Below are 23,566 nucleotides of genomic sequence, written 5' to 3'. Positions count from 1 at the left end.
CCGGTGCTGAGGTTCCTGCGGATCACCGGCCCGACGTCGGTGCCGACAACCGAGCCCGCCGTCGCACCCGTGCGCGAGGTCCAGACCGTCTGAGCGGCACGCGTCGCCCACCCCCTTCCAGGTCCCAGGCGAAAGAAGGCAGTCAGCGATGAACCGTCCACCGTACTTCGGTTACCAACGGCACTCCGAGGAGAACGTCGTGCTCATCACCTACCGCTGCCGACGGGTCTGCAGCGTGCGCGGGGCGGACCAGGTCGCCGCGCTGCTGCGGGACCTCGCCGAGGGCGACCCGCAGCTGGTGCTCGCCCGCTGGTCCGGCCTGGCGCCGACCGCCGAGCACGGCCACGCGGCCTGAAGGGACGACGACCACCGTGACCACCACCCCGACCACCCCGACCACCCTGGTCTGCCTGCCGTTCGCCGGCGCCGGCGCCGGCTTCTTCCGCAAGTGGCGCACGCTCACGCCGCAGGGGCTGACCCTGCTGCCCGTGCAGCTCCCCGGACGTGAGGAGCGGTACTTCGAGACGCCGCACACCGACGTCGACACCGCCATGGACGACGCCCTGCCCTGGGTGCTCGACCAGCTCGACGCCCTCGGCGAGGCCGCCTCGCGGGTGGCGCTCTTCGGCCACAGCCTCGGCGCGGAGCTCTCCTACGAGCTGACCCGCCGGCTGACCGCCAAGGGGCGCCCCGTCGCCCGGCTGCTGGTCAGCGGTGCCCCCGGGCCGCGGCTGCGGCAGGTGGAGCGGGTCAGCCACCTCGACGACGAGGCCTTCCTGGAGGGCCTGCGCCGGGTGGCCGGCTACCGCCACCCGGCCATGGACCACCCCGAGCTGCTCCAGGTGATGATGCCGTTCCTGCGTGCCGACAACACCATGCACGAGGACTACCGCTCGGCCCACGACGTGCTGTTGGACGTGCCGGTCACTTCGTTGCGCGGCCGTGACGACCAGCTGGTCAGCGCCGCCGAGGCGGCCCAGTGGGCCGCCGAGACGACCGCGGGGTTCCGCTGCGTCGAGGTCGAGGGCAGCCACATGTACCTGACCGAGACGGAGCGCGCGGCCACCCTGCTGCGCACCGTCGTCGACGAACTCGAAGGAGGCGGGGAGCGATGACCGTCACCGAGGCGCCCGCGACCCGGGAGCCGGCCGGCCGGTGCCCGTTCGCCCCGGCCGGGCCCGACCTGGTCGATCCGCGGCTGTACAGCCACGGCGACGCGCCGCGGCTCTGGCGCGAGCTGCGCGAGCGCGACGGCCTGCACTGGCAGCAGGTGGACGCGGACCGCGGCTTCTGGTCCGTGGTGCACTACCGCGAGGCGGACCTGGTGCTGCGGGACACCGACACCTACACCTCCGAGCGCGGCACCCTGCTGGACCTGCTGGGCACCGACGACCCGGCCGGCGGCCAGCAGTTGGCCGTCACCGACCCGCCGCTGCACACCGCCCGGCAGGCCCGGCTCAAGCGCGCGCTGACCAGCAAGGCCGTGGCCAAGGAGCGGGAGCAGATCCGCGCGCTCGTGGTGGAGCTGCTGGAACCGCTGGGCGACGGCGGGGTCTTCGACTTCGCCAGCGCGATGATGGCGATGCCGATGTGGGTCACCGGCACGATGATGGCACTGCCGCGCACCGACTGGGAGTGGCTCACCCGGGCCACCACCATGTGCATCGCCGCCGACGACCCGGAGTTCCAGGAGCCCGGCGGCCGCGCCGCCACCTTGATGACGGCCCGTCTGGAGCTGTTCGGCTACTTCCAGGACCTGATAGCGCACCGCTCCGAGCACCTCGGCACGGACCTGCTGAGCGCCCTGCTGTCGACCCGTTTCGAGGGCCGCCTGATGTCGCCCGGCGAGGTCATCTCCAACTGCTACAGCCTGCTGCTGGGCGCCAATGTCACCACGCCCCACGCACCCACCTTCGTGCTGGCCGAGTTCGCCGGCTCCGAGGTGCTCGCCGACTGGGCGGCGCACCCGGAGCTGAACGAGTCCGGCTACGCCGAGGCGCTGCGCTGGGCCTCCCCGGTCAACCACGTGATGCGCTACGCCACCAGGGACACCGTCCTGCGCGGCACGCCCGTCGCGGCGGGCGACGCCGTGGTGGTCTGGCTCGGCGGGGCCAACCGGGACGGGTCGGTCTTCGCCGAGCCGGAGCGCTTCGACCTGCGCCGCCGCCCCAACAAGCACCTGGCCTTCGGCATCGGCCCGCACTACTGCGTGGGCCACAGCGTCGCCCGCACCACGCTGGGCGTGCTCTTCGACGAACTCTTCACCCGCTACCACGACTTCCGCCCGGCCGGCCGGCCGGAGCGGCTGATCTCCAACTTCGCCTCGGGCTACAAGCACGTCCCGATCACCGCACGTCGCCGTTCCCACTCACCCGCATCGCTGGAGGTTCGATCATGACGCAGCCCCTTCTGGCCGGCATCGCCACCGCCGACGACCGGATCGCCCTGGTCCGCTCGTTGTGGGCGGAGGTCCTCGAGACCGCCGACACCGAGTCGGTACCGCAGGACACCAACTTCTTCGACGCCGGCGGCGACTCGCTGCTGCTGGTGGCCCTGGTGGAGCGGATCCGCCAGGCCACCGGCGTGCCGGTGCGCACCATGGACGTGCTGCGGGCCGGCACGGTGCGCGGCCAGGCCGCGTTGCTGGAGGGATGAACCATGGCGGAAGACCGTATGGACTTCCCCACCGACCTTCAGGGCCAGGCCTCCTCGGGAGGCCCGGCCCTGAGGGCTTTGGTGGACCCGGACGCGCGGCTGCGGGCGGAGATCGCCACCCGCTGCGCCAAGCTCGGCGTCGGGCCCGACGCCCTGCTGCTCGCCGCGTACGCGGTGACGCTCACCCGCTGGACCGGGTGCCGGATCGTGCCGGTGCGCTGCGGCACGGGCACCCTCGACGTCGAGATCCAGGAGGAGCGCGGCACCGACGACCTGCTGGCCGCCACCGAACGCCTGCTGCGCGACCCGGCCGTTGAGGCTGCGGGCGACGCGGGCGAGGCCCGTGCCGCCTTCGGTCCGGACGCGGAGCCCGGGGACGGCGTCGAGGTCGCGCTGCGCGCCGACTGGCGCGGCACGGACCGCTCCGGCTCGCTGGCCTGCCGCGCGGGCGTCTGGACCGAGGCAGAGCTCACCGGATTCGCCGCCGACCTGCTCGCGGCCGCCGCCGAACTGGCCGGCGCCTCGGGGCCGGTGGAGGACGTCCGGGCCGTCTCCGCGGACCGGCGCGCACGGCTGGCCGCGGTCAACGACACCGGCCGGCACTTCCCCGACGCCCCGCTGGAGCAGCTGTTCCGGCAGGTCGCCGACCGGCTGCCGGACACCGTCGCGGTCCGCCACGGCGACACCGAACTGACCTACCGTCAACTGGAGCGGGCGGCGACGGCCCAGGCCCGCCTGCTGGCCGAGGCCGGGGTCCGGCCCGGCGACACCGTGCTGGTCGGACTGGACCGGTCCGTGGCGGAGGCGGTGGCCGTGCTGGGCATCGCCCTGGCCGGCGCCGCCTACGTCGGCGTCGATCTCGGCGCGCCGGCCGCGCACCTGGCCCGCATCGTCGCCAAGTGCCGTCCCACGGCCGTGCTGCACGGCCCGCGGGACGAGGCCCCGGCGGGCGTTCCGGCGGTTCCGGTATGGGTCCCGGGCTGGGAGGAGTGCGTCGAGGAGGTGCCCGCGCTGCCGTCCGGGGCGGGCGACCGCCTCGCCTACGTGGCCTTCACCTCCGGCTCCACCGGGGAGCCCAAGGGCGTCTGCGTGCCGCACCGCGGCGTGGTCCGGCTGGTCCACGGCGCCGACTACGTCCGGCTCGGGCCGGGCGACCGGGTGCTGCGGCTGTCGCCGCTGGCCTTCGACGCCTCCACGCTGGAGCTGTGGGGCGCGCTGCTCACCGGCGCGACCCTGGAGGTCTACGACGAGCCGCTGCCCTCCCCGACCGAGCTGGGCGACTTCCTCGTCGAACGCGGCGTCACCGTCGCCTGGTTCACCGCCGGACTGTTCCGGCTGCTCGCCGAGTTCGCGCCGCGCTCGCTCGCCGGGCTGCGGCAGGTGCTCTCCGGCGGCGACGTCGTCCCGCACCAGCACGTGGCCCGGCTGCTCGAGGAGCACCCGGGCCTGGTCGTCACCAACGGCTACGGACCCACCGAGAACACCACCTTCACCACCACCCACTCGGTCGCCGACCCGGCGGACGTGGACGGCCCGCTCCCCATCGGCGTGCCCGTGCCGGGTACCCGCGTGTACGTGCTCGACGACCGGTGCCGACTGCTGCCGCCCGGCGCCGTGGGCGAGTTGTACACCTCCGGCGACGGGCTGGCCACCGGCTACCTGGGCGATCCGGAGGAGACGGCGCGGCGGTTCGGCCGCTTCTCGCCGGACGTTCCGGAGCGGCTCTACCGGACCGGGGACCTGGTCCGGCTGGACGGGCGCGGCCGGCTGCGGTTCCTCGGCCGCGCGGACGACCAGGTGAAGCTGCGCGGCTACCGCGTCGAGCCGGCCGCCATCGCGGCGGTGCTCGCCCGGGTGCCGGGCGTGCAGGACGCGCTGGTCTTCGCCGTCGGCGCGGACAGCGCGAGCAAGCGTCTGGTCGCCGCGGTCGTCCCCGCGACGGAGGCGGGTGCCGACCCGGTGGCGCTGCGGCTCGCGCTGGAGCGGCAATTGCCGTCGTACATGGTGCCCGCGCTGTGGACGGTGGTGGAGAGCTTCCCGCTCACCCGCAACGGCAAGGTCGACCGCAAGGCGCTCGCCGCGACGGCGCGCGCCGCGCGCTGAACCACCAGAGGCCCCCGCACCGCTGCACGCGGTGCGGGGGCCTCCTGCGGTGCGCCGACAGGGTCGGGGCACGCCGAAGGGGCGGCCGCTCGTGTGACGAGCGGCCGCCCCTTCCGGTGCGACTGATGCCGGGTCAGGCCTTCTTCGAGAGCAGGACACCGAACTGCAGGCCGGTGGAGTCGGCGCGCGGGTCGGGGTTGGCGGAGGCCTCGACGGTCAGGCCGAGGCGCTCGAAGAGCTCCTCCCACCAGCCGCGGGTCTGCAGCCGCTGCTCGGTGATGTGGTGGATCAGGAAGTACGGGTTGTAGAAGGTCTGGGCCAGGCCGTGGCTGCCCATGACCGGGGAGAGCGGCTGGTGGTCCATCTCGACGACCAGCCAACGGGCCTCGGGGTAGCGCTCGAAGGTCTGCTTGAGCAGGTTCTCGACGAACTCCTCGCCCTCCTGCTGCAGCACCTCCTGGAGCACGAACGCGGTCATGAAGCAGATGCCGCGGCCGTTCTCCGGCAGGTCGAGGGTGAGCGCGTCGGCGGCGCCGCCCTGGACCAGGTCGACCCGGCCCTCGAGGCCGAGCTCGGCGCGGCGGCGCTCGCCGAGCACCACGGAGCCCTCGTTCGGCTCGAGACCGAGACCGCGCAGGTCGGGCTGGGCCACCAGCAGGTCCATCAGGAAGCTGCCGTCGCCGCAGCCGAGGTCGACGATGGTCTCCGGACGGTTCACCGCGGCCGGGTCGAGGATCTGCTCGACCAGCGGCAGCGCGTCGTGCGCGCCGATGCCGCAGCTGCCCTCGCCGACCTTGGTGGTGTTGCGGGTGGCGTAGCGGGTGCCATCCGCGAGGATGTCGCCGAGCTGGTCCATGGAGGGCGCGTAGCCGCCGACCATCATCTCGTACCAGGGGGCGAACGGGAGCACCTCCAGCGCCTTGCCGCTGATGGTCCAGCCGCCGTCCTCGAACACCGCGTAGCCCTCGTTGCGCAGGTAGCGCAGGAGGCCGCCGGTGCGGTAGGCGTCGAGGCCGAGCTGCTCGGCCAGCGTCTCCGCGGTGGCGCCCGGCTCCTTCTTCAGGGCCTCGAACAGGCCGACGTGCATCGCGTGATGCAGGGCCTGGGCCAGGAAGAAGAAGCGGACGGGCTGGGTGTTGTCGATCAGACGGCGCTCGAGGTCGTCGGTGAGAATGGCCATGACGGATTCACCTCTCGGGTGTGGGATACGTGCGGATTGCCGTGCGTGGTCGGGATGGCGGTGCATGGTGCGGGTGCTGTCTCAGGCGGCCGCGCGCTCGGCGTGCGAGCGGGCGAGCCGGTCCAGGCTGTGGCCGAGGCGGTCGTGGTCCTCGGGGGTGCCGACGCTGATGCGGAGCCAGCCGGCCAGGCCGACGCCGGAGCAGTCGCGGACCCTGACCCCGTCCTCGGCGAGCACCGCGGCGAGCGCCGCGTGCACGGAGGCGTCCGGGCGGGCCAGGACGAAGTTGGTCTCCGACTCGCGGACCTCGGCGAACAGGCCGCTGCCACGCAGCAGCCCGCACAGCTCGGCGCGGCCCTCGCGGACGTAGTGCGCCAGCCGGGTCATGAACGCGGGCTCCTCCAGCAGGCCGGCCGCCGCGTGCAGGCTGACCGCGTCGATCGGCATGAAGCGGCGCAGCGGCTCCAGTCGGGCGATCACGCGCGCCTCGGCGACCAGGCAGCCCAGGCGGATCCCGGCCAGGCCGGCGGCCTTGGAGAAGCTGCGGTAGACCAGCAGTCCGGGCTGCGGTCCGCCGGTGCGGGCGAGGATGCCCGGCTGGGAGGAGAACTCCTGGTAGGTCTCGTCGACGAAGACGTACCCCGCGGTCTCCCGCAGCGTGTCGATCCACGCGGGTGACAACAGGTTGCCGGTGGGGTTGCCGGGCTGGGCCAGGTAGACGATGTCGTCGGAGCCGAGACCCGCCGGTACCCCGACGCGCGGCTGCCAGTCGGCGTCGAGCGGGATCGGGTGGAAGGCCTTGCCGTTGGCGGCGGCGCGGTCCGGGTAGCCGTCGAAGCCGGGCACCAGGCCGAAGGCCCGGTCGGCCAGCGAGAGGGTCATGTCGATGGCCTCGTCCACGCCGGCCATCAGCAGCACCTGGTCGGTGGCGACGCCGTGGTGGGCGGCGGCGAGGGCGGTCACCTCCTCCAGCAGGCCGCGCGGGTAGCGGTGCAGGCGGTCCGCCGCGTCCACGACGCGCTTGACGGCCAGCGGCGGCGGGCCGATCGGGCTCTCGTTCCAGTCGAGCAGGGCATCACCGTCAGCGGACGGATGGGCTGCGACCACGTTCTGCCTCCTTGGTTCGTCGTGGACGGGCTTCGTGCGCCTCGGCGATTCTGCTGTCGCGTCACCCCCTGCTCCCAGGCAACGAACAGGCAACTCGGCCGCGGCGCCCGGCGGTACGGGCTGCCGGTCGGTCGGCGGACCGGCAGGTCAGCGGACCGGCAGGGCGGCGTCGGCGGGCACGGCGGAGTGCAGCGCGGCGACCAGCGCGTCCTGGACGGCCTCCCGGTTGGCCGGGTCGAGCAGGTAGAAGTGGGCGCCCGGCAGGACCACCACCCGGCAGTCGCCGGTGGTGCGCCGCTCCCAGGCGGAGAGCTCGGCCGCCGGCACGTACGGGTCGTCGGCGCCGCCGAGGGCGAGCACCGGCAGGTGCAGCGGGGCGTCCTCGATCACGGTGGACACCTCCTCGTCGAGGGCGATGTCGCTACGGAAGAGCTCGATCAGCCGGGCCCGCCAGAAGGGGTCCTCCAGCAGCTTGGGCGCGGTGTTGCCGACGGAGCCGAAGAAGCCGACGATCGCCTCGTCGTCCAGGCCGCGCAGCGACTCCAGGGCGAGGCCGCCGGGCTTGCGGGCGCTGGTGACCACGCCATGGCACAGCTCCGGCGCGGCGAGCGCGCAGGCCAGGGCCAGGCTGGCGCCCATGCTGTGGCCGAACAGCCAGGTCGGCAGCGGTTCACGGGCAGCCAGCTCGCGGGTGACGGCGGCGACGATCTCGTCGTGGCCGGTGACCGGCGGCTCGGAGAAACGGCGCTCCCGGCCGGGGAGGGAGACTCCCAGCACCTCGATCTCGGGCGGCAGTCCGGCCACCAGCGGCCGCAGCGACGCGGCCCCGGCGGCGGCGTACGGGAGGACGAGCAGCCGCGCCTCTGCGGGCGGCGCGTCCCCCCGCTGCTTGCGCATCGGGAAGAGCCACTGCGGGGCGGGATCGGTCGTCACGGGTCACTGCCTCTCGGTCGGCGGTTCTTGGGGCGGCGGCAGCGGCGTGCGGAAGCCGATGGTCACGACCTCCACGGCCGCGGTGCCGCGCCGCGCCAGGCTGTCCAGCAGCCGGCGGGCCTGTCCGGCCCCGTAGACCAGGAGGCTGTTGCCGTGCAGCCGCCGCTGCTCCAGCTGACGGCGGGTCACCTGCAGCAGCGGGGAGTCGTGGGCGGTCACGGTCACGTCGGTGACGTCGGCACCGGCCAGCCAGTCGCGCACGGTCTCGGCGGCGTCGACCCGGTCCGCGGGCACCTCGACGATGCCGAGGATGTGCGCGCCGCCACCGGGACGCAGCACCCGGGGGGCCATGGCGACCGCGGCGTGCAGCAGCCACTCCATGGTGGACTGGCCGAACTCGCCGTCGCCCTCCTCGTCGTCGATCCTGGGCAGGGTGGGGGCGTTGAAGACCAGGTGGTCGAAGCGCCGGTCGGGGGTGAGCGTGTGGTCGGCGAAGTCGCCGGCGGTGAAGGCCACCTCGTCGCGGCGGTTCAGGACGGCGTTGGCCGTGGCGTAGGCGACGCAGCGCGGGTTGAGGTCGAGTCCGGCGCTGCGGTCGGTCCCGGCGCCGGTGTTGAGGGCCAGGAAACCGGTGCCGCAGCCGACGTCGAGCACGGAGCCGCGCAGCGCCTGGAGCGTGTCGAGCACCAGCAGGCTGGACGCGTGCGGCGGCATCACCAGGTCACGCTCGGTCGCGGCCACCAGTTGCTGCGGGGCGGGGCTGTGGAAGAGCCGGTCGGCGAGGAACCAGCGGCCCTGCCAGGGGGTCAGCGAGACCCGGCCGCGGGCGAGCTCGCCCGCGTCGTCGAGCAGCTCCAGTTCCCGTAGCAGGTCCAGCAGTTCGGGTCGCAGGGCGCCGCCCAGCCAGTCGGCGGGGAGGCTGCGGTTGAGCACGAAGAGCGAGGTGAGCAGCGCCACCTCGGCGTGCGGCCCCTCGGGGCGGGAACGGTCCGCGAAGAAGGCGTACCGCGCCGAGTTGCTCAGCAGCAGGTCGGGCGCGGGGGCCGCGACGGCACGGGCGGCGCCGTGCTCGTCGAAGCCCACCTCGCGGAGCAGTGCGCCCAGCGCGCGCAGCGCGGGCGCGGACGCGGGGGCGGCGAGCCCGGCGGGGTCGAAGGTGCGTTCCAGGACGGCCACCGGGCGTCCTCCCTCTCGTGTGTGTCGTCGTGCGTGTCTTCGTGTGTGTCGTAGCCGGTCAGGACTCGCCGGAGCTGTTGCGGACGATCAGGGCGGCGACCGCCTCGACCGAGCTGCCCTCGAAGAAGTCCTCGGGCGGGAGCACGTCCTCGCCGAAGAGCTCCTCCGCGCCGGCCAGGAAGCGCGCGGCGGCGAGCGAGGTTCCGCCGACGGAGAAGAAGTCCGTCGCCGGACCCGCCACGGTCAGTCCGAGGGCGCGCCAGCTGTCGGCCACCCACTGCTCCATCTCCTGCTGGGTCGCCGGACGGCTCCCCGTCGTCTGCACGGTCATGCGGACCTCCGAATCTCACGGACCGGGAACTCGTAGCCGTTCACGGTCTGCTGGACGAACGTGTTGTGGTGGAAGGTGTCCTCGCCGGAGGTGAGGACGGCCCCGTAGCGGGCGAGGCTGACGGTCGAGCCGAACTCGTTCAGCTCGGTGAGCCCCGGGTAGACCCGGGCGGCGGTGGGCAGGTAGCGCACCGAGTAGCCCAGGCGGGCCTGGTCCTGGCTGGTGTTGGGGTGCGAGGCGTGCATCAGCGTGGACCAGAAGATGATGAACTGACCCTGCTTCATGACCGCGGAGATGGCCTTGGACTCGTCCGGGGCCCAGTTCGGGTCCTTCTGCAGCTGGCGGTAGTCGTAGCCGAAGAAGCCGCGGTTGGTGCCCTGCTTCTCCAGGTTGTTGATGACGTCGGGGTCGTAGCTCAGGCCCTTGGTCTCGTCGTAGTTCATCTCCTTGTGGGTGCCGGGGATGAACTGCAGCGCCCCGGTCTCGACGCTGGCCTCGGTGAACGCGGTCCAGACGGTGATGGTGCCGCGGCGGTCGGAGTCGGCCGGCCACTGGATCTGCGGCGTGTGCTCGTCGGTGAGGCTGGAGAAGTCCTCGGCCTGGTGCCAGTCGGTGCCCTCGTCGCCGGGGTACTTGGCCAGGAACTCGGAGCGCCAGCACAGGGTGTCCGGGCCGAGGAGGGAGGAGACGCGGTCGACGATCTCCGGGCGGGTGACGTGGGAGGCCAGGAAGTCGATGTCGAAGTGGCGGTCGTAGTTGGAGATCGCCGAGGCCTGCTTCTCGTCGCTGTAGATCGACTTCTTGGTGCTGATCAGCTTGGGGCGCAGCGCCCGCAGGTGCTGCTCCATCTCGGCCGGGTCGTACAGGTCGAACGGGCCGATGTAGCCGTCGCGCTCGAACTGGGCGATCTGCTCGGGGCTGAGCGAGAACTCGTTGCTGGACATGTGCTTCCTCTCTGCGGGTCGGGTCGGGTCTGTCGGTTCGGTTCAGGTCGGTCAGGCGGCGGTGCGCCGGGCGTCGGCCCGGAGCTTGGCGGCGAGGTCCTCGATGGCGCTGCAGGCGTACAGGTCGCCCACGGTGACCTCGTGGTCGGGCAGGGCCTCGGTGAGGATCGAGTGGACGCGGATCAGCAGCAGCGAGTCGCCGCCCACGTCGAAGAACCAGTCGGCCGGGGTGAAGTCGCGGTGGCCGAGGACCTCGGCCCAGGCGTCCGCGATCGCGGCCTCCAGTCCGTCGCCGGCCTGCCCGGGTACGGGCTGCTGCGGGGCGGGCTGCGGCGGTGCGGCGACCGGCGCGGGGACGGGCTCCGGTTCGGCGGCGAGCAGGCGCAGTCGCTGGTGGTCGAGCTTCCCGTTCGCGGTGACCGGGAACTGCTCGACCTCCACCCACAGGCCGGGCACGGCGTGGCCGGGCAACCGCCCGGCGGCGTGGGCGCGCAGGGTGTCCAGCAGGCCGGGACGGGCGCCGACGACGGCGGCGAGCAGCTGGTGGTCGCCGTTGCCGAGCGGCACCACCACCACGGCGGCGTCGCGGACCTCGGGATGGGCTCGGAGCACCGCGGTCACCTGGTCCGGCTCGACGCGGAAGCCGCGGATCTTGACCTGGCGGTCGCGGCGCCCGAGGAACCTCAGGTTGCCCTCGGCGTCCCAGCGCACCAGGTCTCCGGTGCGGTAGAGCCTGCAGCCGGCGGCCGCGCCGCCGAACTCCCCGAAGACGAGCGCGGTCTCGTCGGGTGCCCGGGTGTAGCCGGCCGCGAGTCCCGCGCCGTAGGCGTAGAGCTCGCCGACGCCGCCGGGTGGCACCGGGCGTCCCGCGTGGTCGAGCACCACGACGCCGGTGCCCTGGATCGGGCGGCCGATCGGCAGCGCGGAGGCGGTGGCGCCGACCGGGTCGTCGACGTGGTGCACCGTGGTGAACGTGGTGTTCTCGGTGGGTCCGTAGCCGTTGCTGACGCGCAGCCCGGGGCAGGTCCGCAGCACGGCGGCGACCTGCGCGGGCGGGACCACGTCGCCGCCGGTCAGCAGCTGGCGCACCGAGCGGAAGGCCTCCGGGCGGAAGTCGGCCACCAGGCGGAACAGCCCGGCCGAGAGCCACAGCCCGGTCACCCCGCGCTGCTCCAGGCACTTGGCCAGCGCCGAGGCGGTGACGTGGCGTCCGGTGAAGACCTCGACGGTGCCACCGGCCAGCAGTGGGGCGAAGATCTCCAGGGTGGAGGCGTCGAAGGCGAGCGGGGCCAGGCGCAGGAAGCGGTCGGTCGCCCCGGGCCGCAGGAAGCGCGGCTCACGGGCCAGCCGGACCACACCGCGGCAGGGGATCATGGCGCCCTTGGGCGCGCCGGTGGTGCCGGAGGTGAAGGCCAGGTAGGCGATCCGGTCCGGATCGGCCGGGGCCGGCTCGGGGACCGCACCGACCGGCCCGCCGGCGGCCCGCACGTCGAGCAGGGTCCGTCCGGCCGCGGCGGGGCCCAGTGCCGCCAGGCTGTCGGCGTCGCCGAGCACCACCGTGGCCTGCGCGCCGGTAAGGACGGCGGCGGTGGCCGCCGAGGGGTTGTCCGGGTCCAGGCCCACGTAGGCGGCGCCGATCCGCAGCACCGCGGCGATGGCGACGATCTCCGCGGCCGAGCGGCGCACCGCGAGGCCCACCCGGTCGCCCGCGCCGATCCCGGCGGCGGAGAGCCGGGCGGACAGGACGGCGGCCGCCTCCAGCAGCTGCCGGTACGTCAGCGTCTGGTCCGCGCCGTCGCCCTCGCGCACGGCGGGCGCGTCGGGGGTGCGGGCCGCGGCCTGCTCGATCAGCTGCCACAGGCCCGCCTCGGCGTCGGCCTCGGGGCCGTGCTCCAGCGCGTCCAGACGACGGCGCTGACGGGGCGTCACCGTGGTGACGGCGGCCAGCGGCCCGTCCGGTGCGGCGGCCATCTCGACGAGCGCCTGCTCGAAGGAGGCGGCCAGGTCGGCGGCCTCCCCGGCGGTCAGCACCGAGGTGGCGTACTCGAGTTCCAGTCCGGGGCGCTCGTCCCAGACCAGGGCGTGCAGCATCGCGTCGTAGGCGGTGCCGCCGGTGTGACCGACGTGCAGGTCGAAGGTGACCTCGCCGGCGGGCAGGCCGGTCGGTACCAGTTCGCTGTGGGCGCCGAAGGCGATCTGCGCCAGCGGGTTGCGGGCCCGGTCGCCGCCGCGGGTCAGCGCGGTCGCCAGGTCCTCGAACGGCACCCGTCCGTACCGCAGGGACGCCTGGAGCGACTTCGCGGTGGCCCGCACGTAGTCGGCGACGGTCCCCTCCTCCGGCACGGAGCAGGCGACGGGGCCGAGTCCGGTGGCGCCGCCGACCACGCGCATCGCGGCCCGGGAGTGGCGTCCCACGGTGGGGATGCCGACCAGCAGCCGGTCCCGGCCGGTGCGCCGGGCCACGGCCAGCACCCAGGCACCCATCAGCACCGCGTTGCGGCTCACCCCCAGGGAGGCGGCCAGCCGGACGCAGCCCTCGCGGGCGGCGTCGGTCAGCGTGAACGGCAGCCGGACGCCGGCGCAGTCGCGGACCGCGGGCCGGTCCAGGTCGGAGGGCAGTTCGAGGACGGTGGGCCAGTCGGCGAGCATCGCGGCGCGTTCCACGGTCAGGGCGGCGACGGCGTCGCTGCGTTCGGCCTCGGCCAGCAGCTCCATCCCCGGCACCTCGTCGGTGTCGGTGGCGCCCGCGTATCCGGCGGCGACGTCCTCGAAGATCAGGCCGATGCTCCAGCCGTCCAGCACGACGTGGTGGCCGAGCAGGGTGAGCACGGCGCGCCCGGGACCGGCGAGGCTCAGCACGAAGCGGACCGGCGGCGCCTCGTAGGGGCGCAGCACCGCGGGGGCGGTCGGGGTCAGCAGCCGGTGCACCACGCGCACCGGGTCGGCGTCCGCCGGCAGCGTGGGCAGCTCCTGCTCGACGACCGTCGGCCGCCACTCCGTCAGCACCCGGCTGCCCAGCTCGCCGGTCGCGGCGTCGCGGGTGAACACGGTGCGCAGGGCGGCGTGCCGCCGCGTGACGCGGTCCAGCGCGGCGTGGAGCCGGTCGCGGTCCAGCGGTCCGGTGATCAGGGCGCTGACCATCACGTGGAACGGCGAGGCCTGTCCGGCCAGCGGTCCCTCGGCGGAGAGGATCCCCTCCTGGGCGCGGGTGACGTTCACTTCGGGCTTCCTCCGGTCGTCGTTGTCGAGGGGGCGGTCAGGCGGCGCGGTCGGCGCGCAGCTCGGCGGCGAAGGCCGACAGCTGGGCCTTGTCGCGGGTGAACCTGACCGGGAGGCGGCTGAACCCCGCCAGGAAGTTCGAGTGGAACCTGGCGGGTTCGCCCACCACCTCGATCTCGCTGGTGAACCGCCGCAGCGCCTCCAGCAGTGCGGTGATCTCCACCCGCGCCAGGTGCGCGCCGAGGCAGAAGTGCGGGCCGTAGCCGAAGGCGACGTGCCGGTTGGGGGTGCGGGCCAGGTCGAAGCGGTCGGGGTCGGCGAAGACGGTCTCGTCGCGGTTGGCCGCGGAGTGCCAGACGGTGACGATGTCCCCGGCCCGGATCAGCCGGCCGTGCAACTCCGCGTCCACCAGGGCCCGGCGGCCGAAGTGCATGGCGGGTGTCGCCCAGCGCAGCGCCTCCTCGCAGGCGGTGTCCAGGCCGACGGCGCCCTCGCGCAGCAGGCGCCACTGCTCGCGCTCACCGGCGAGCGTGTGCACCACGTCGTTCATGGTGAGCCGGCTGGTCTCGTCGCCGCCCAGGATCAGGCTGTAGCAGTTGAGCACGATCTCGTCCCGGCTGAGCGGGACGCCGTTGATCCGGGCGTTGGCCAGGACGCTGATCACGTCGTCGGCCTCGTGGCCGCGGCGCTCCTCCATGAGGTCCGCGAAGTACAGCAGGATGTCGCTGCGGGCGCTCCAGCCGTCCTCCTCGCTCTGGCCCGCGGTGTGCGAGCTGAGCGCGCGCTGGGCCCGGTCGACCAGGAACGGCCGGTCCGACTCGGGCACCCCGAGCAGGTCGGAGATGGTGGTCATCGGAATGTGCTCGGAGACCTCGGCGGCGAAGTCGCACTCGCTCAGCAGCACCGCGCGGGCAACCCGGCGCAGCGTGTTGTGCCGCACCCGCTCGGCGATCGGCGCCAGCACCCGCGGGGAGAACGACTTGAGCAGCAGGTTGCGCACCTCGCGGTGGCGCGCGCCGTCGGTGACGGCGCACATCTTGCCGCCGGCCGCGTCGCCGCCCGCGAGCAGCGTCACCAGGACGTTGCCCTGCTCGGAGGTGAACCGGGCCTCGTCCCGGTAGACGGCCATCAGGTCCGCGTGCCGGCTGATCACCCAGAAACCCGGGCGGTCCGGCGCGGCCGGGTGCCAGTGCACCGGGTCCTCCTGGCGCAGTCGACGCCAGTACGCCCCGAGGTCGCCCCTCGTGAACGTCTCCGGGTCGGCCAGGTCGACACCGAGGTCCAGCACCTGGGCAACCATCCCTCTCACCTCCGCTTGGCGGCGCTCCCCTGCTGTGAGCGATGAGGAGATTCCAGCCCGCCCGACGGTCCGTCACCAGGCAGTGGCACCGGCAAGAACGATGCCGCCGCAACGACCGGCACCCGGCCGGGTCGTGCCTGGTCCGGGGCTCCGGTGGGACCCCAGGGTGGTGGGCGCAACCGCACGCACCCGTGTCAGGAGGATCCCGTGACCGAATCAGTGAGCGACACAGCGAGCGAGGGGGTCGCGGAACCGGCCCCGGGGTCGCTGTGGCACAACGGCGACTACCTGGGCTGGTGGGCCGGCAACACCCTCTCGGCGCTGGGCACGAGCGTGTCCACGATCGCCTTTCCGCTGCTCGTGCTCGCGAGCACCGGCTCGGTGGGCAAGGCCGGCCTGATCGGCTCCGCCAACCTGCTGGGCGTCGTGGCGACGGCCCTGTGGGGCGGCGCGCTGGCCGACCGGGTGTCCCGGCGCGCGATCCTGACGGTGGGTCCGCTGGCCCAGGCGGCGGCGCTGGCCGTGGTGGCGGTGCTCGCCCGCGGGCACCACCCCGCGCTGCCGCCGCTGGTGGCGGCCTCGCTGCTGAGCGGCCTGCTCTCGGGCGTCGTGCTGGGCGCGAGCACGCCGGCACTGGCCCGGATCGTCCCCAAGGAGCAGCTGGCCACCGCCAACGGCCAGGCCATGAGCCGGGACATGCTGGCGCAGCTGCTGGGCGCGCCGCTGGGCGGGGTGCTGTTCGGCCTGGCCCGCTGGGTGCCGTTCGGCGCCGACGCGCTCTCCTTCGTCTTCGCCGCGCTGGGCGCACTGAACATCCGCCGCCCGCTGGGTCCGGACCGGGACGCGGACGCGCCGCGCACCTCGCTGCTCCAGGACGTCGGGGCGGGCCTGCGCTTCGTGCGCCGGCAGCCGTTCCTGCGCTTCGTCGTGGTGATGGCCTCGGTGCTCAACATGGTGGCCCAGGCCTTCATGCTGCTGCTGATCGCGCTGGTCGGACACCGGGGCGGCGGCGCCACCGCGGTCGGCCTGGTCAGTGCGACGACGGTGGCCGGCGGCTTCGTCGGCTCGCTGGTCGCCCCGGCGATCGTGCGCCGGTTCCGGCCGCGGACGCTGCTGTGCGCCGCGGTGTCGGTGTTCACCGTCGGCCTGGCCGTCACCGCCCTGGTGCCGCAGGTGTGGGAGATCGCCGTGGTGGTCTGCCTGACCCAGGTGGCCACGGTGCCGGTCAACGTCGTGCTGATGACCTACGTGATGCGGCTGGTGCCGGACCGGCTGCTGGGCCGCGTCGCCGCGGTGAACCGCTTCGGCGCCTACGCGCTCGAGTGGTGCGGCCCGCTGCTGGCCGGCCTGTTCGTGGCCCTGTTCGGGGTGCCGGGCGGGATGCTGGCGCTGCTGGTCGTGATGGTGCCGATGACGGTGGCGCTGATGGTCGCGCCCGCCCTCGGGGTCCTCGCCACGCCCGCGGAGGAGCTCGTCGAGCTCACCGAGGAGCCGGCCGCGCCGGTCGTGTCGGTGGTGCCGGTCGCCGTGTGACCACGCGACACGGGAACGGCCCCGGCCCCGGACCGGTGTCCGAGGGGCCGGGGCCGTTCCCGTGTCGGGCTCAGGCGGTCGCGAGCGTCGCGGGGTCGTCCAGGAAGGCGCGCACGTGCCGGAGCATCCGGTACCGGTAGCGGCCGCCCCGGTCGACCTGGAGCAGCGAGGTCTCCGCGAGGTCCGCGAGCAGTCCGACGGCCTCCAGTTCGGAGAACTCGTCCGGGTCGACCTCCAGCTCGCCGACCCGGAAACCGGCCTCGCCGCCGTCGCGGGCCAGCCGCGTCAACAGCCGTTCGTGGCGCGGGCCGAGCAGCGCGAGGCTCCAGCGCAGGCTGGCCTCGGGGGTGCGCTGGTGCGGCAGCGTCCGCACGTCGCCGGACCCGAGCAGGCGCACGGCCTGACCGTCCGTCAGCAGTGACTCCAGCGGCACCATGCGCAGGCGGTGCGCGGCGAACTCGATCAGGCGCGGCAGCCCGTCCAGCAGGCCGACGAGCGTGGTGAGCCGCTCCCCCTCCGCGGACAGGTCCAGATCCGGGCAGCAGCTCCGCAGCCGGTCCAGCAGCAGCTCGACCGCGACCGGCGGCGCCAGCGGCGCCAGCTCGCACAGCACCGCGCCGGCCAGTTCCGGCGCGCGCCGGGCGGTCATCAGCACGTGCATCCCGGGGAAGCGGCCCAGCAGCCGGTCCACCAGCCGCGCGCCGGCCTGCGGCAGGTGCTCGGCGTTGTCGAGGACCATGAGCATCCGGTGGCGGCCGCCGGCCGCCGTCTCCTCCCCCAGTCGGTCGGCCACGGCCTGCTCGGCGAGCTCCAGGACCGCGTCCTGGTCGAGGTCGCGCTCGCCCGGAACGGTGCCGAGCTCGACGACGGCGACACCGTCCGGGAGCTGGGTGGCCACGGCCTCCGCGACGGCCAGCGCGATACGCGACTTGCCCACACCGCCGGGGCCGGTGATCACGACGAGCTGCTGCTCCAGCACCAGCCGTCCCAGCAGCTCGACGTCGTGATCGCGGCCGACCAGGGACGAGCGCGGCGGGCGGCTGCCGCGCCAGGCGCCGGGCTCGGGCCCGACCAGCTTGAGCCACTCCGCGGCCATGCCCACCGGCATGCCCAGATCGTCCATGGGAGCGGAACGCAGCTTCTCCTTCAGTCCGGGATCCAGCACGTCCAGGAGCATGTCCACCGAGCTGCGGCGCGGCCTTTGGATCAGACCGCGCTCGAAGTTCCGGATGGTCCTGACGCTGATTCCGGAGCGCTCGGAGAGCTCCTCCTGCGTCATGCCGCTCTGGAGTCGCAGCCGCAGCAACAGGTTCTCGTTCATTCGTTCACCTCCATTGCGACAGGTGACACCGCGCAACGCGGCGCTCAGCCAGGTTGACCGACAAGGGGAGTGTGGGTTCCCGGGTTCCCGTTCCGCTCCCGTTGATGTACCGCGTGACAGGTACAAGGCCTATGATTCGGGGGCTGGTCAGGGGAGGATTCGGCATTCGGGCGGGGGCGCACATGGGCATGGGTGGCATATCCGACATAGCTGCTGACAGATCGGCGGTACCGTCGGCGCCTCCTGCACTGCGCTTCAACATTCTCGGTCCGCTGGAGGCCTGGGCGGGCGACCGGCGCATCGAACTCGGCGGCCCGATCCCGCGCCGTATTCTCGCCGTCCTGCTGTTGGAACCGGGGCGATTGCTGACGGTGCCCCGGCTGGTCGACTCGGCCTGGCCGGACGAGCCGCCCGCGACGGCGTCGCACCAGGTCCGCAAGGCGATCGCCGACCTGCGGCGGCGGATCCCCGGCGGCAACCGGGTGCTGGTCACCGACGGGCCCGGCTACGCGATCGCGGCCGACACCCCACTGGACGCCACCGAGTTCGACACGAGAACCCGCCAGGCAAGAAGCCTGATCCAGCAGGGCCGCGGCGAGGAGGCCGCGGCCCTGCTCGGCTCCGCGATGGCACTGCGGCGCGGACCGGTGCTCTTCGGCATCGGGGGCGGCGGCGTGATCGAGGCCGCCGCCCGTGCCATGGAGGAACGTCATCTCGCGGTCGTGGAGCAGTACTTCGAGCTCCAGTTGGCGGCCGGCGAGTCCGCCGAGCTGATCGGGGAGCTGCGGGAGTACACCGGGCGCCACCCGCTCCAGGAGAACCTGCGCGGCCAGTTGATGCTGGCGCTGTTCCGCTCCGGCCGCCGCGCCGAGGCGCTGGCCGAGTACGGGCGGCTGCGGGAGGAGCTGGCCGAGGAGCTCGGCATCGACCCGGACCCGCATGTGGCCAAGCTGTACGAGAGGATCCTGGTCGAGAGCCCGGAGCTGGACGCCCCCGTCCCGGCCGGACCGAAGCCAGCCGTCGCGCCGGGCCCCGTGGGGCCGACGCGTCCCGATACCGACCCGGCGTCCGCCCGCGGTCCCGGCTCGCTTCCCGATCCGGTCCCGGCGCCGCGGACGACCGCGACCGCGTCCGGCGAGGACCCGACGGATCCGAAGGCCGCGGGATCGCCCCGCACGCTCCCCTTCGACCTCGCCGACTTCGTGGGCCGCGACAGGGAGTTGCGTCACCTGCTGGCCGCGGCGCAGCCGGACGAGCAGCGCACCCGGATCGTCGCGATCGACGGGATGGGCGGCACCGGCAAGACCTCGCTCGCGGTGCGCGCCGCCTATCTGCTCGCCGACCAGTACCCGGACGGTCAGCTCTACCTCGACCTGCGCGGCTTCTCCCCGGACGAGCGGCCGGTCAACATCGGCACCGCGCTGGAGGTGCTGCTGCGCGCGCTCGGCGTGACCCAGGACCGGATCCCGGACGACGTGGTCGGCCAGACCCTGCTGTGGCAGTCCGTGCTGGCCGGCCGCCGGGTCCTGCTGCTGCTCGACAACGCGGGCACCGACGCCGCCCTGGTGAGCCGGCTGCTGCCGACCACCCCCGGCTGCCTGGTCCTGATCACCAGCCGGGCGCGGCTGGTGGAGCTGGACAGCGCCGAGTGGATCTCCATCGATGTGCTGGCACCCTCGGAGAGCGTCCGCCTGGTCGCCCAACTCCTGGGCCCGCAGCGGATCGAGGCCGAGCCGGAGGCCGCCAGGGAACTGACCCACCTGTGCGGCTACCTGCCGCTGGCGCTGCGCATCGCGACGGCCCGGCTGCGCAACCGGCGCGCCTGGACGCTCGAGTACCTCGTCGAGCGGCTGCGCGACGAGAACCGCAAGCTCGACGAGCTCAACTCCGGCGAACGCGGCGTGGCGACGACCCTGCGGCTGTCCTACCAGGTGCTGCCCGAGTCGTGCCGCCGTGCCTTCCGCACCCTGTCACTGCACCCGGGCCGGGAGTTCGACGCCTACTCGGCGGCGGCGGTGCTGGCCGAGGACGTGCGCGACACCGAGGACCAGCTGGAGCACCTGCTCGACGCGCACCTGCTGCAGCAGCCGGAGGTCGGCCGGTACTCGTACCACGACCTGGTGCGCAGCTTCGCGCGCGGCCTGTGCGAGGAGATGGCCGCCGAGGAGCGGGCGGCCGCCGCCAAACGGCTGCTGGAGTACTACCTCACCGCCAGCGAGACCGCCTGCGAGGTGCTCTACCCCGGCCGCAGCCGCCGGCCGACCGGCCTGGACCTGCCGCCGCTGCGACAGCCGGCGCTGTTCCGCGCCGAGGGCGCGCAGACCTGGTTCGCCAAGGAGCACATGACGCTCGCCATCGTCGTCGACCGCGCGGTGACGGACGGGTACCACCGGCACGCCGTCTGCCTGAGCCGCAACGTCGCCTTCTACCTCAACGCCCAGGGGAACCTGGACGAGTTCGCGGCGCTCACCCGGACGGCCGTGCAGGCCGCACGGCATCTGGGCGACGCGGGACTGCTGAGCGTCAGCCTCGCCAACCTGGGTGTCGCCTGCTGGCAGCTCGGCCGCTACGACGAGGGCATCGAGGTCGCCTCCGAGAGCCTGGCGCTCGCCCGCCGGGTCGACGACCGGCACACCGAGGCCCACAGCCAGGGCACGCTGGGTCTGTACAAGAGTCTGCTGGGGCAGTTCGCCGAGGCGCTGGAACACCTGCAGGCGGCGGTGGCGCTGGAACGCGAGCTGGAGAGCCCCCGTGCGGAGGCGGACACGCTGACCGCGCTGAGCACGCTGTACGAGCAGTGGGGCCGTTACGAGGAGGCCGCGGAGGCGGCGATGCGCGCGGTCGCCCTGGTCGGCGGTCTGGACCGGCACGAGAACGCGCTGGTCGCGCAGACGGATCTGGCGCTCGCCCGGCTCGGTCTGGGGGACCTGGTCGGGGCCGAACAGTGTCTGGCCGAGGCGCGTGAGCTGTGTGCGCACCGGAACGAACCGGGGCTGATGGCACTGGCGATGGCCCTGTCGGCCGAGGTCGCCCACTGCTCGGGGGACCGGGAGCTGGCCGACGGTTTCGCGGCCCGGGCGCGGGAGCAGGTGGAGCAGAGCCTGTCGCCGCTGCGTCAGGCCAAGACGTTCAACGTCCTGGGGCGGCTGCTGCACTGTCAGGGGGAGTACGCGGAGGCACTGCGTCTGCACAGTCAGGCCTACGAGGTGGCCGCGACGGTGAGCTTCCGGATCGAGGAGGCCTACGCGCTGGCCGGCATGGCCGCGGCCGCCGACGGGCTGGGCGACGAGGGCGCCCGGCGGATCCACGCCGCCGCCGCCGAGGAGGTCTTCGGGTTGCTGGGTGTGCCGGCCGAACGCCGCCGCCGGCCCGCGGACCGGGTCACGCCGTCGGCCCCGAGGTGACGGTGCCCGTCGGGCTCTTGCCGTCGGCCAGGGTCGTCGCGGCCGCGGTGGGGCCGGTGCCCGTCGGGCTCTTGCCGTCGGCGCGCTGCACGTGGGCCGTCCCGCGGTGACCGGTGTGGCCGTCGGCCTCGGCGCCGCTGACCACGCCCGCCCCGAGCCCGATGGCGAGGGCGGCGACGACGAGACCGGAGAGGCTGACCAGCGTGCGCTGCATGATGACTCCTGGGGAGTTGGAGGCCGTTTCTTTCGACGGGTCCTACGTTCCCCGAGCCGGTTCCCGAACGGTTACCGTCACGTTCCCGGAACGGACGGTAACCGCGGGAAGCCGGCGGAGCCGCTGGTCACAGGCTCCGGGTGCGACAGCTGACGATGCTCGTTCCCGCGTCCGACATCACCACCTCGGTGAGCGCCGGGCCGCGTTCGTGCCCGAGGAGGTCGAGGTGACCGCGGACCGCGGTCCTCACCTCCGCCAGCACGGACTCGCTCAGGCTGGTGGCGTCGGCCACCCCTCCCTCGGCCAACTCGTTGATCCTGACGACCTCGTGCATGCCACCGTGGGTCGTCGTCTCGACGCTGAACACCGTTCTCCCTCCTCCTGTGCGAAGGTCGCTGCGATGACGGCGCGTTGCCCTGCGCTCATCCGACCCCGGCCGCGACCGCGGGCCGCGGCAGCAGGTCCTGGACGTGGCGGAGCAGCGCAGCCGGATCCGTGTGCGGAAAGGCGTGGCCGCCGGGCAGCGTGGTGACGCGGAAGTCCCCGCCGGCGCAGCGTTCCCACAACGGGACGTAGGCGGGCGGGGTGATGGCGTCGTCGGCGCCCGCGAACACGTGCAGCGGGCTGCGCAGCCGCGTCGGGTCGGGCTCCAGGTACTGCTCGGCGTAGCGCAGGTCGGTGCGGACGGCCCGCAGGATCTCGGCGACGAAGCTGGGATAGCTGAGGATCTCCTGCGGCAGACCGCCGTTGGCGGCGATCCAGTCCAGCAGCCGGTCCTCGTCCACGTCCGACATGGTCCGCAGCGAGGGCGTCTGCGGTGCGCGCGCGCCCGAGATCAGCACGGCCAGCGGCTCCCGCAGGCCCTGCGCCTCGACCCGGCGGGCCACCTCGTAGGCCAGCAGGCCGCCGAGGCTGTGCCCGAACAGGACGTAGGGCATGGTGAGTTCGGGCCGAAGACCCTGGAAGACCGCCTCGGCCAGGGCGGTCACGTCCTCCGGGTGCGGCTCCCGTTCGCGGGTGCCACGGCCCGGCAGTTCGACCGGGGCGAGCTCCACCCCCTCGGGCACGTGCCGGCGCCAGCCGGAGAACGCGCCCGCGCCGGCCCCCGCCTGCGGCACGCAGATCAGGCGCACCGTGGGCTCACCCACGGCGTAGCGCCCGGTGATCCACGGGTTGCTCGGTTTCATTACCACCTTCCACCCCTTTCTCCGCCGACGATCCTCCGCCTGCGGAGCACCGGCTCACCAGGTGCTCTTTCGGCAACTTGGGGGAATGTGCCCGGCAGTCATCGGGATTGGGTGGAGCGGGGCGGAAATGACCGGCAGAACGGGAGCAACGGGGCTGTCAGTAGCCCTGCTTGCCGTAGGCGACGGTCTCGAAGGAGCCGTAGCGGTCGTTGGCGTAGCGGACGCCCGCGATGATGTTGTCGACCGGGTTGAAGATGTCCTTGTGGCCCGGCAGGGAGTACTGGGCGAAGGTCGGCTTGATCGTCTGGATCAGGCCGAAGGTACCGCCGTAGAGGGCCTGGTTGCCGTCCCAGTGGTTCTCGGCGTGCGGGTTGCCGGAGGACTCGGTCAGGGCGCGGGCGTGGATGGAGGCCGCGGAGGGCACCTTGTCGCCGTGGGCGCCGAGGATGTCACGGGCCTCGGCGATCCAGCCGTCGAGGTTGTTCGGGTAGGTCTTCGCCGCCGGCTTCGCCGGGGCGGGCTTCGCGGGCGCCGGCTTCGCGGCCGGGGCGGCGGGCTTGGCGGGCGCGGGCTTGGCCGCGGCCGGAGCCGCCTTGGCCAGCTGCTCGGCCACCTTCGCGGCGTCCTGGCCGGAGGCGGGCGCGGCCGGAGCCGGCGTCGCCTTGGCCAGCTGCTCAGCCACCTTCACGGCACCCTGGCCCGAGGCGGCAGGGGCCGGCGTCGTCTTGGCCAGCTTCTCGGCCAGCTGCACGGCGTGCTGGGTCGGTATTCGGTCGGCCACGGCGGTCGTCTTCGTGGCTGCTTCGGCGGGCGTCGCGTGCTGGCCGACGAGAACGGCGGAAGCAGCGACGCAGGACGCCATCAGGACGCCCGTGGTCAGGCGGGCAGGGGTACGGGTCAGGCCGAGACGCATGTCACTCCAGAGGTCGTGGGCGGCAGGAAGCTCCCGCCCGCGAACA

General features: G+C 73.7%; 20 protein-coding genes. 7 read left to right on the top strand and 13 right to left on the bottom strand.

Features of this window, described 5'->3' with window-relative positions; genetic code table 11:
• Positions 1-148: 148 nt before the first annotated feature.
• From DN069_RS03160 to DN069_RS03140, 5 genes are read left to right on the top strand one after another with little or no spacing between them, the layout of a single operon-like run.
• The gene (locus DN069_RS03160; protein ID WP_111499246.1) at positions 149-355 is read left to right on the top strand and encodes a hypothetical protein; all 207 of its coding nucleotides are present in this window, start codon (positions 149-151) and stop codon (positions 353-355) included.
• A 16-nt stretch (positions 356-371) separates the two neighbouring features.
• Positions 372-1,115, top strand: a complete 744-nt coding sequence (locus tag DN069_RS03155) for a thioesterase II family protein (RefSeq protein ID WP_111499245.1) — start codon at positions 372-374, stop codon at positions 1,113-1,115.
• Entirely contained in the window at positions 1,112-2,398 is a 1,287-nt protein-coding gene (locus DN069_RS03150) for a cytochrome P450 (RefSeq protein WP_111499244.1), read from the top strand. The genes DN069_RS03155 and DN069_RS03150 overlap by 4 nt, the downstream gene beginning before the upstream one ends.
• Positions 2,395-2,655: an acyl carrier protein gene (locus DN069_RS03145; RefSeq protein ID WP_111499243.1), complete on the top strand. Its 261-nt coding sequence runs from the start codon at positions 2,395-2,397 to the stop codon at positions 2,653-2,655. The genes DN069_RS03150 and DN069_RS03145 overlap by 4 nt, the downstream gene beginning before the upstream one ends.
• A gap of 3 nt (positions 2,656-2,658) precedes the next feature.
• A complete protein-coding gene (locus DN069_RS03140; RefSeq protein WP_111499242.1) occupies positions 2,659-4,758 on the top strand; it encodes an amino acid adenylation domain-containing protein in 2,100 nt (699 codons plus the stop codon).
• Positions 4,759-4,891: 133 nt separating this feature from the next.
• Here DN069_RS03140 and DN069_RS03135 read toward each other — a convergent pair whose 3' ends face one another.
• The 8 genes from DN069_RS03135 to DN069_RS03100 form a co-directional block, all read right to left on the bottom strand.
• Entirely contained in the window at positions 4,892-5,938 is a 1,047-nt protein-coding gene (locus DN069_RS03135; protein WP_111499241.1) for a 2-ketoarginine methyltransferase, read from the bottom strand.
• An 81-nt stretch (positions 5,939-6,019) separates the two neighbouring features.
• Complete coding sequence (locus DN069_RS03130) at positions 6,020-7,045, bottom strand: pyridoxal phosphate-dependent aminotransferase (protein WP_165845351.1); 1,026 nt, start codon at positions 7,043-7,045, stop codon at positions 6,020-6,022.
• A gap of 147 nt (positions 7,046-7,192) precedes the next feature.
• Complete coding sequence (locus DN069_RS03125) at positions 7,193-7,978, bottom strand: thioesterase II family protein (RefSeq protein ID WP_111499239.1); 786 nt, start codon at positions 7,976-7,978, stop codon at positions 7,193-7,195.
• A 3-nt stretch (positions 7,979-7,981) separates the two neighbouring features.
• A complete protein-coding gene (locus tag DN069_RS03120; RefSeq protein WP_111499238.1) occupies positions 7,982-9,154 on the bottom strand; it encodes a methyltransferase in 1,173 nt (390 codons plus the stop codon).
• Between the two features lie 58 nt (positions 9,155-9,212).
• Positions 9,213-9,485, bottom strand: a complete 273-nt coding sequence (locus tag DN069_RS03115) for a phosphopantetheine-binding protein (protein WP_111499237.1) — start codon at positions 9,483-9,485, stop codon at positions 9,213-9,215.
• On the bottom strand, positions 9,482-10,429 hold the full coding sequence (locus DN069_RS03110) for a chlorinating enzyme (protein ID WP_111499236.1): 948 nt from the start codon (positions 10,427-10,429) through the stop codon (positions 9,482-9,484). Before DN069_RS03110 ends, DN069_RS03115 begins: the two co-directional genes overlap by 4 nt.
• 51 nt (positions 10,430-10,480) lie before the next feature.
• Entirely contained in the window at positions 10,481-13,648 is a 3,168-nt protein-coding gene (locus tag DN069_RS03105; protein WP_111499235.1) for a non-ribosomal peptide synthetase, read from the bottom strand.
• A 37-nt stretch (positions 13,649-13,685) separates the two neighbouring features.
• On the bottom strand, positions 13,686-14,948 hold the full coding sequence (locus tag DN069_RS03100) for a cytochrome P450 (RefSeq protein ID WP_111499234.1): 1,263 nt from the start codon (positions 14,946-14,948) through the stop codon (positions 13,686-13,688).
• Positions 14,949-15,155: 207 nt separating this feature from the next.
• Here DN069_RS03100 and DN069_RS03095 point away from each other — a divergent pair, with 207 nt between their 5' ends.
• Positions 15,156-16,481: an MFS transporter gene (locus tag DN069_RS03095; RefSeq protein WP_165845350.1), complete on the top strand. Its 1,326-nt coding sequence runs from the start codon at positions 15,156-15,158 to the stop codon at positions 16,479-16,481.
• Positions 16,482-16,551: 70 nt separating this feature from the next.
• Here the strand turns inward: DN069_RS03095 and DN069_RS03090 are convergent, their stop codons facing one another.
• Entirely contained in the window at positions 16,552-17,802 is a 1,251-nt protein-coding gene (locus DN069_RS03090; protein ID WP_111499232.1) for a helix-turn-helix domain-containing protein, read from the bottom strand.
• 188 nt (positions 17,803-17,990) lie between these two features.
• On the opposite strand from DN069_RS03090, the gene DN069_RS03085 reads away from it, so the two are divergent.
• Positions 17,991-21,206, top strand: coding sequence for an AfsR/SARP family transcriptional regulator (locus tag DN069_RS03085; RefSeq protein ID WP_165845349.1), 3,216 nt, complete (start codon positions 17,991-17,993; stop codon positions 21,204-21,206).
• Here DN069_RS03085 and DN069_RS03080 read toward each other — a convergent pair.
• From DN069_RS03080 to DN069_RS39315, 4 genes are all read right to left on the bottom strand, one after another.
• Positions 21,184-21,420 carry a hypothetical protein gene (locus DN069_RS03080; RefSeq protein WP_111499230.1) on the bottom strand — a complete coding sequence of 79 codons (237 nt, stop codon included), beginning with the start codon at positions 21,418-21,420 and terminating at the stop codon, positions 21,184-21,186. The two genes, DN069_RS03085 and DN069_RS03080, sit on opposite strands and share 23 nt — an antisense overlap.
• 127 nt (positions 21,421-21,547) lie before the next feature.
• Positions 21,548-21,787, bottom strand: coding sequence for a hypothetical protein (locus tag DN069_RS03075; protein WP_111499229.1), 240 nt, complete (start codon positions 21,785-21,787; stop codon positions 21,548-21,550).
• A 55-nt stretch (positions 21,788-21,842) separates the two neighbouring features.
• The gene (locus tag DN069_RS03070; protein ID WP_111499228.1) at positions 21,843-22,607 is read right to left on the bottom strand and encodes a thioesterase II family protein; all 765 of its coding nucleotides are present in this window, start codon (positions 22,605-22,607) and stop codon (positions 21,843-21,845) included.
• A 157-nt stretch (positions 22,608-22,764) separates the two neighbouring features.
• Positions 22,765-23,520: a transglycosylase SLT domain-containing protein gene (locus tag DN069_RS39315; RefSeq protein ID WP_133259817.1), complete on the bottom strand. Its 756-nt coding sequence runs from the start codon at positions 23,518-23,520 to the stop codon at positions 22,765-22,767.
• Between the last annotated feature and the right edge of the window lie 46 nt (positions 23,521-23,566).

The sequence above is a fragment of the Streptacidiphilus pinicola genome, from assembly GCF_003258295.1.
In the GTDB taxonomy this organism is placed as follows: Bacteria; Actinomycetota; Actinomycetes; order Streptomycetales; family Streptomycetaceae; genus Streptacidiphilus; species Streptacidiphilus pinicola.
Note: the sequence above shows the minus strand (reverse complement) of the source record. Positions and strands in the feature narration are given on the sequence as shown.

Bases quoted from the DNA above. Each gene is read 5' to 3' on its own strand.
- DN069_RS03070 (WP_111499228.1), bottom strand. From the start codon at position 22,607: ATGAAACCGAGCAACCCGTGGATCACCGGGCGCTACGCCGTGGGTGAG.
- DN069_RS03150 (WP_111499244.1), top strand. From the start codon at position 1,112: ATGACCGTCACCGAGGCGCCCGCGACCCGGGAGCCGGCCGGCCGGTGC.
- DN069_RS03080 (WP_111499230.1), bottom strand. From the start codon at position 21,420: ATGCAGCGCACGCTGGTCAGCCTCTCCGGTCTCGTCGTCGCCGCCCTC.
- DN069_RS03145 (WP_111499243.1), top strand. From the start codon at position 2,395: ATGACGCAGCCCCTTCTGGCCGGCATCGCCACCGCCGACGACCGGATC.
- DN069_RS03135 (WP_111499241.1), bottom strand. From the start codon at position 5,938: ATGGCCATTCTCACCGACGACCTCGAGCGCCGTCTGATCGACAACACC.
- DN069_RS39315 (WP_133259817.1), bottom strand. From the start codon at position 23,520: ATGCGTCTCGGCCTGACCCGTACCCCTGCCCGCCTGACCACGGGCGTC.
- DN069_RS03160 (WP_111499246.1), top strand. From the start codon at position 149: ATGAACCGTCCACCGTACTTCGGTTACCAACGGCACTCCGAGGAGAAC.
- DN069_RS03100 (WP_111499234.1), bottom strand. From the start codon at position 14,948: ATGGTTGCCCAGGTGCTGGACCTCGGTGTCGACCTGGCCGACCCGGAG.
- DN069_RS03110 (WP_111499236.1), bottom strand. From the start codon at position 10,429: ATGTCCAGCAACGAGTTCTCGCTCAGCCCCGAGCAGATCGCCCAGTTC.
- DN069_RS03085 (WP_165845349.1), top strand. From the start codon at position 17,991: ATGGGTGGCATATCCGACATAGCTGCTGACAGATCGGCGGTACCGTCG.
- DN069_RS03115 (WP_111499237.1), bottom strand. From the start codon at position 9,485: ATGACCGTGCAGACGACGGGGAGCCGTCCGGCGACCCAGCAGGAGATG.
- DN069_RS03140 (WP_111499242.1), top strand. From the start codon at position 2,659: ATGGCGGAAGACCGTATGGACTTCCCCACCGACCTTCAGGGCCAGGCC.
- DN069_RS03090 (WP_111499232.1), bottom strand. From the start codon at position 17,802: ATGAACGAGAACCTGTTGCTGCGGCTGCGACTCCAGAGCGGCATGACG.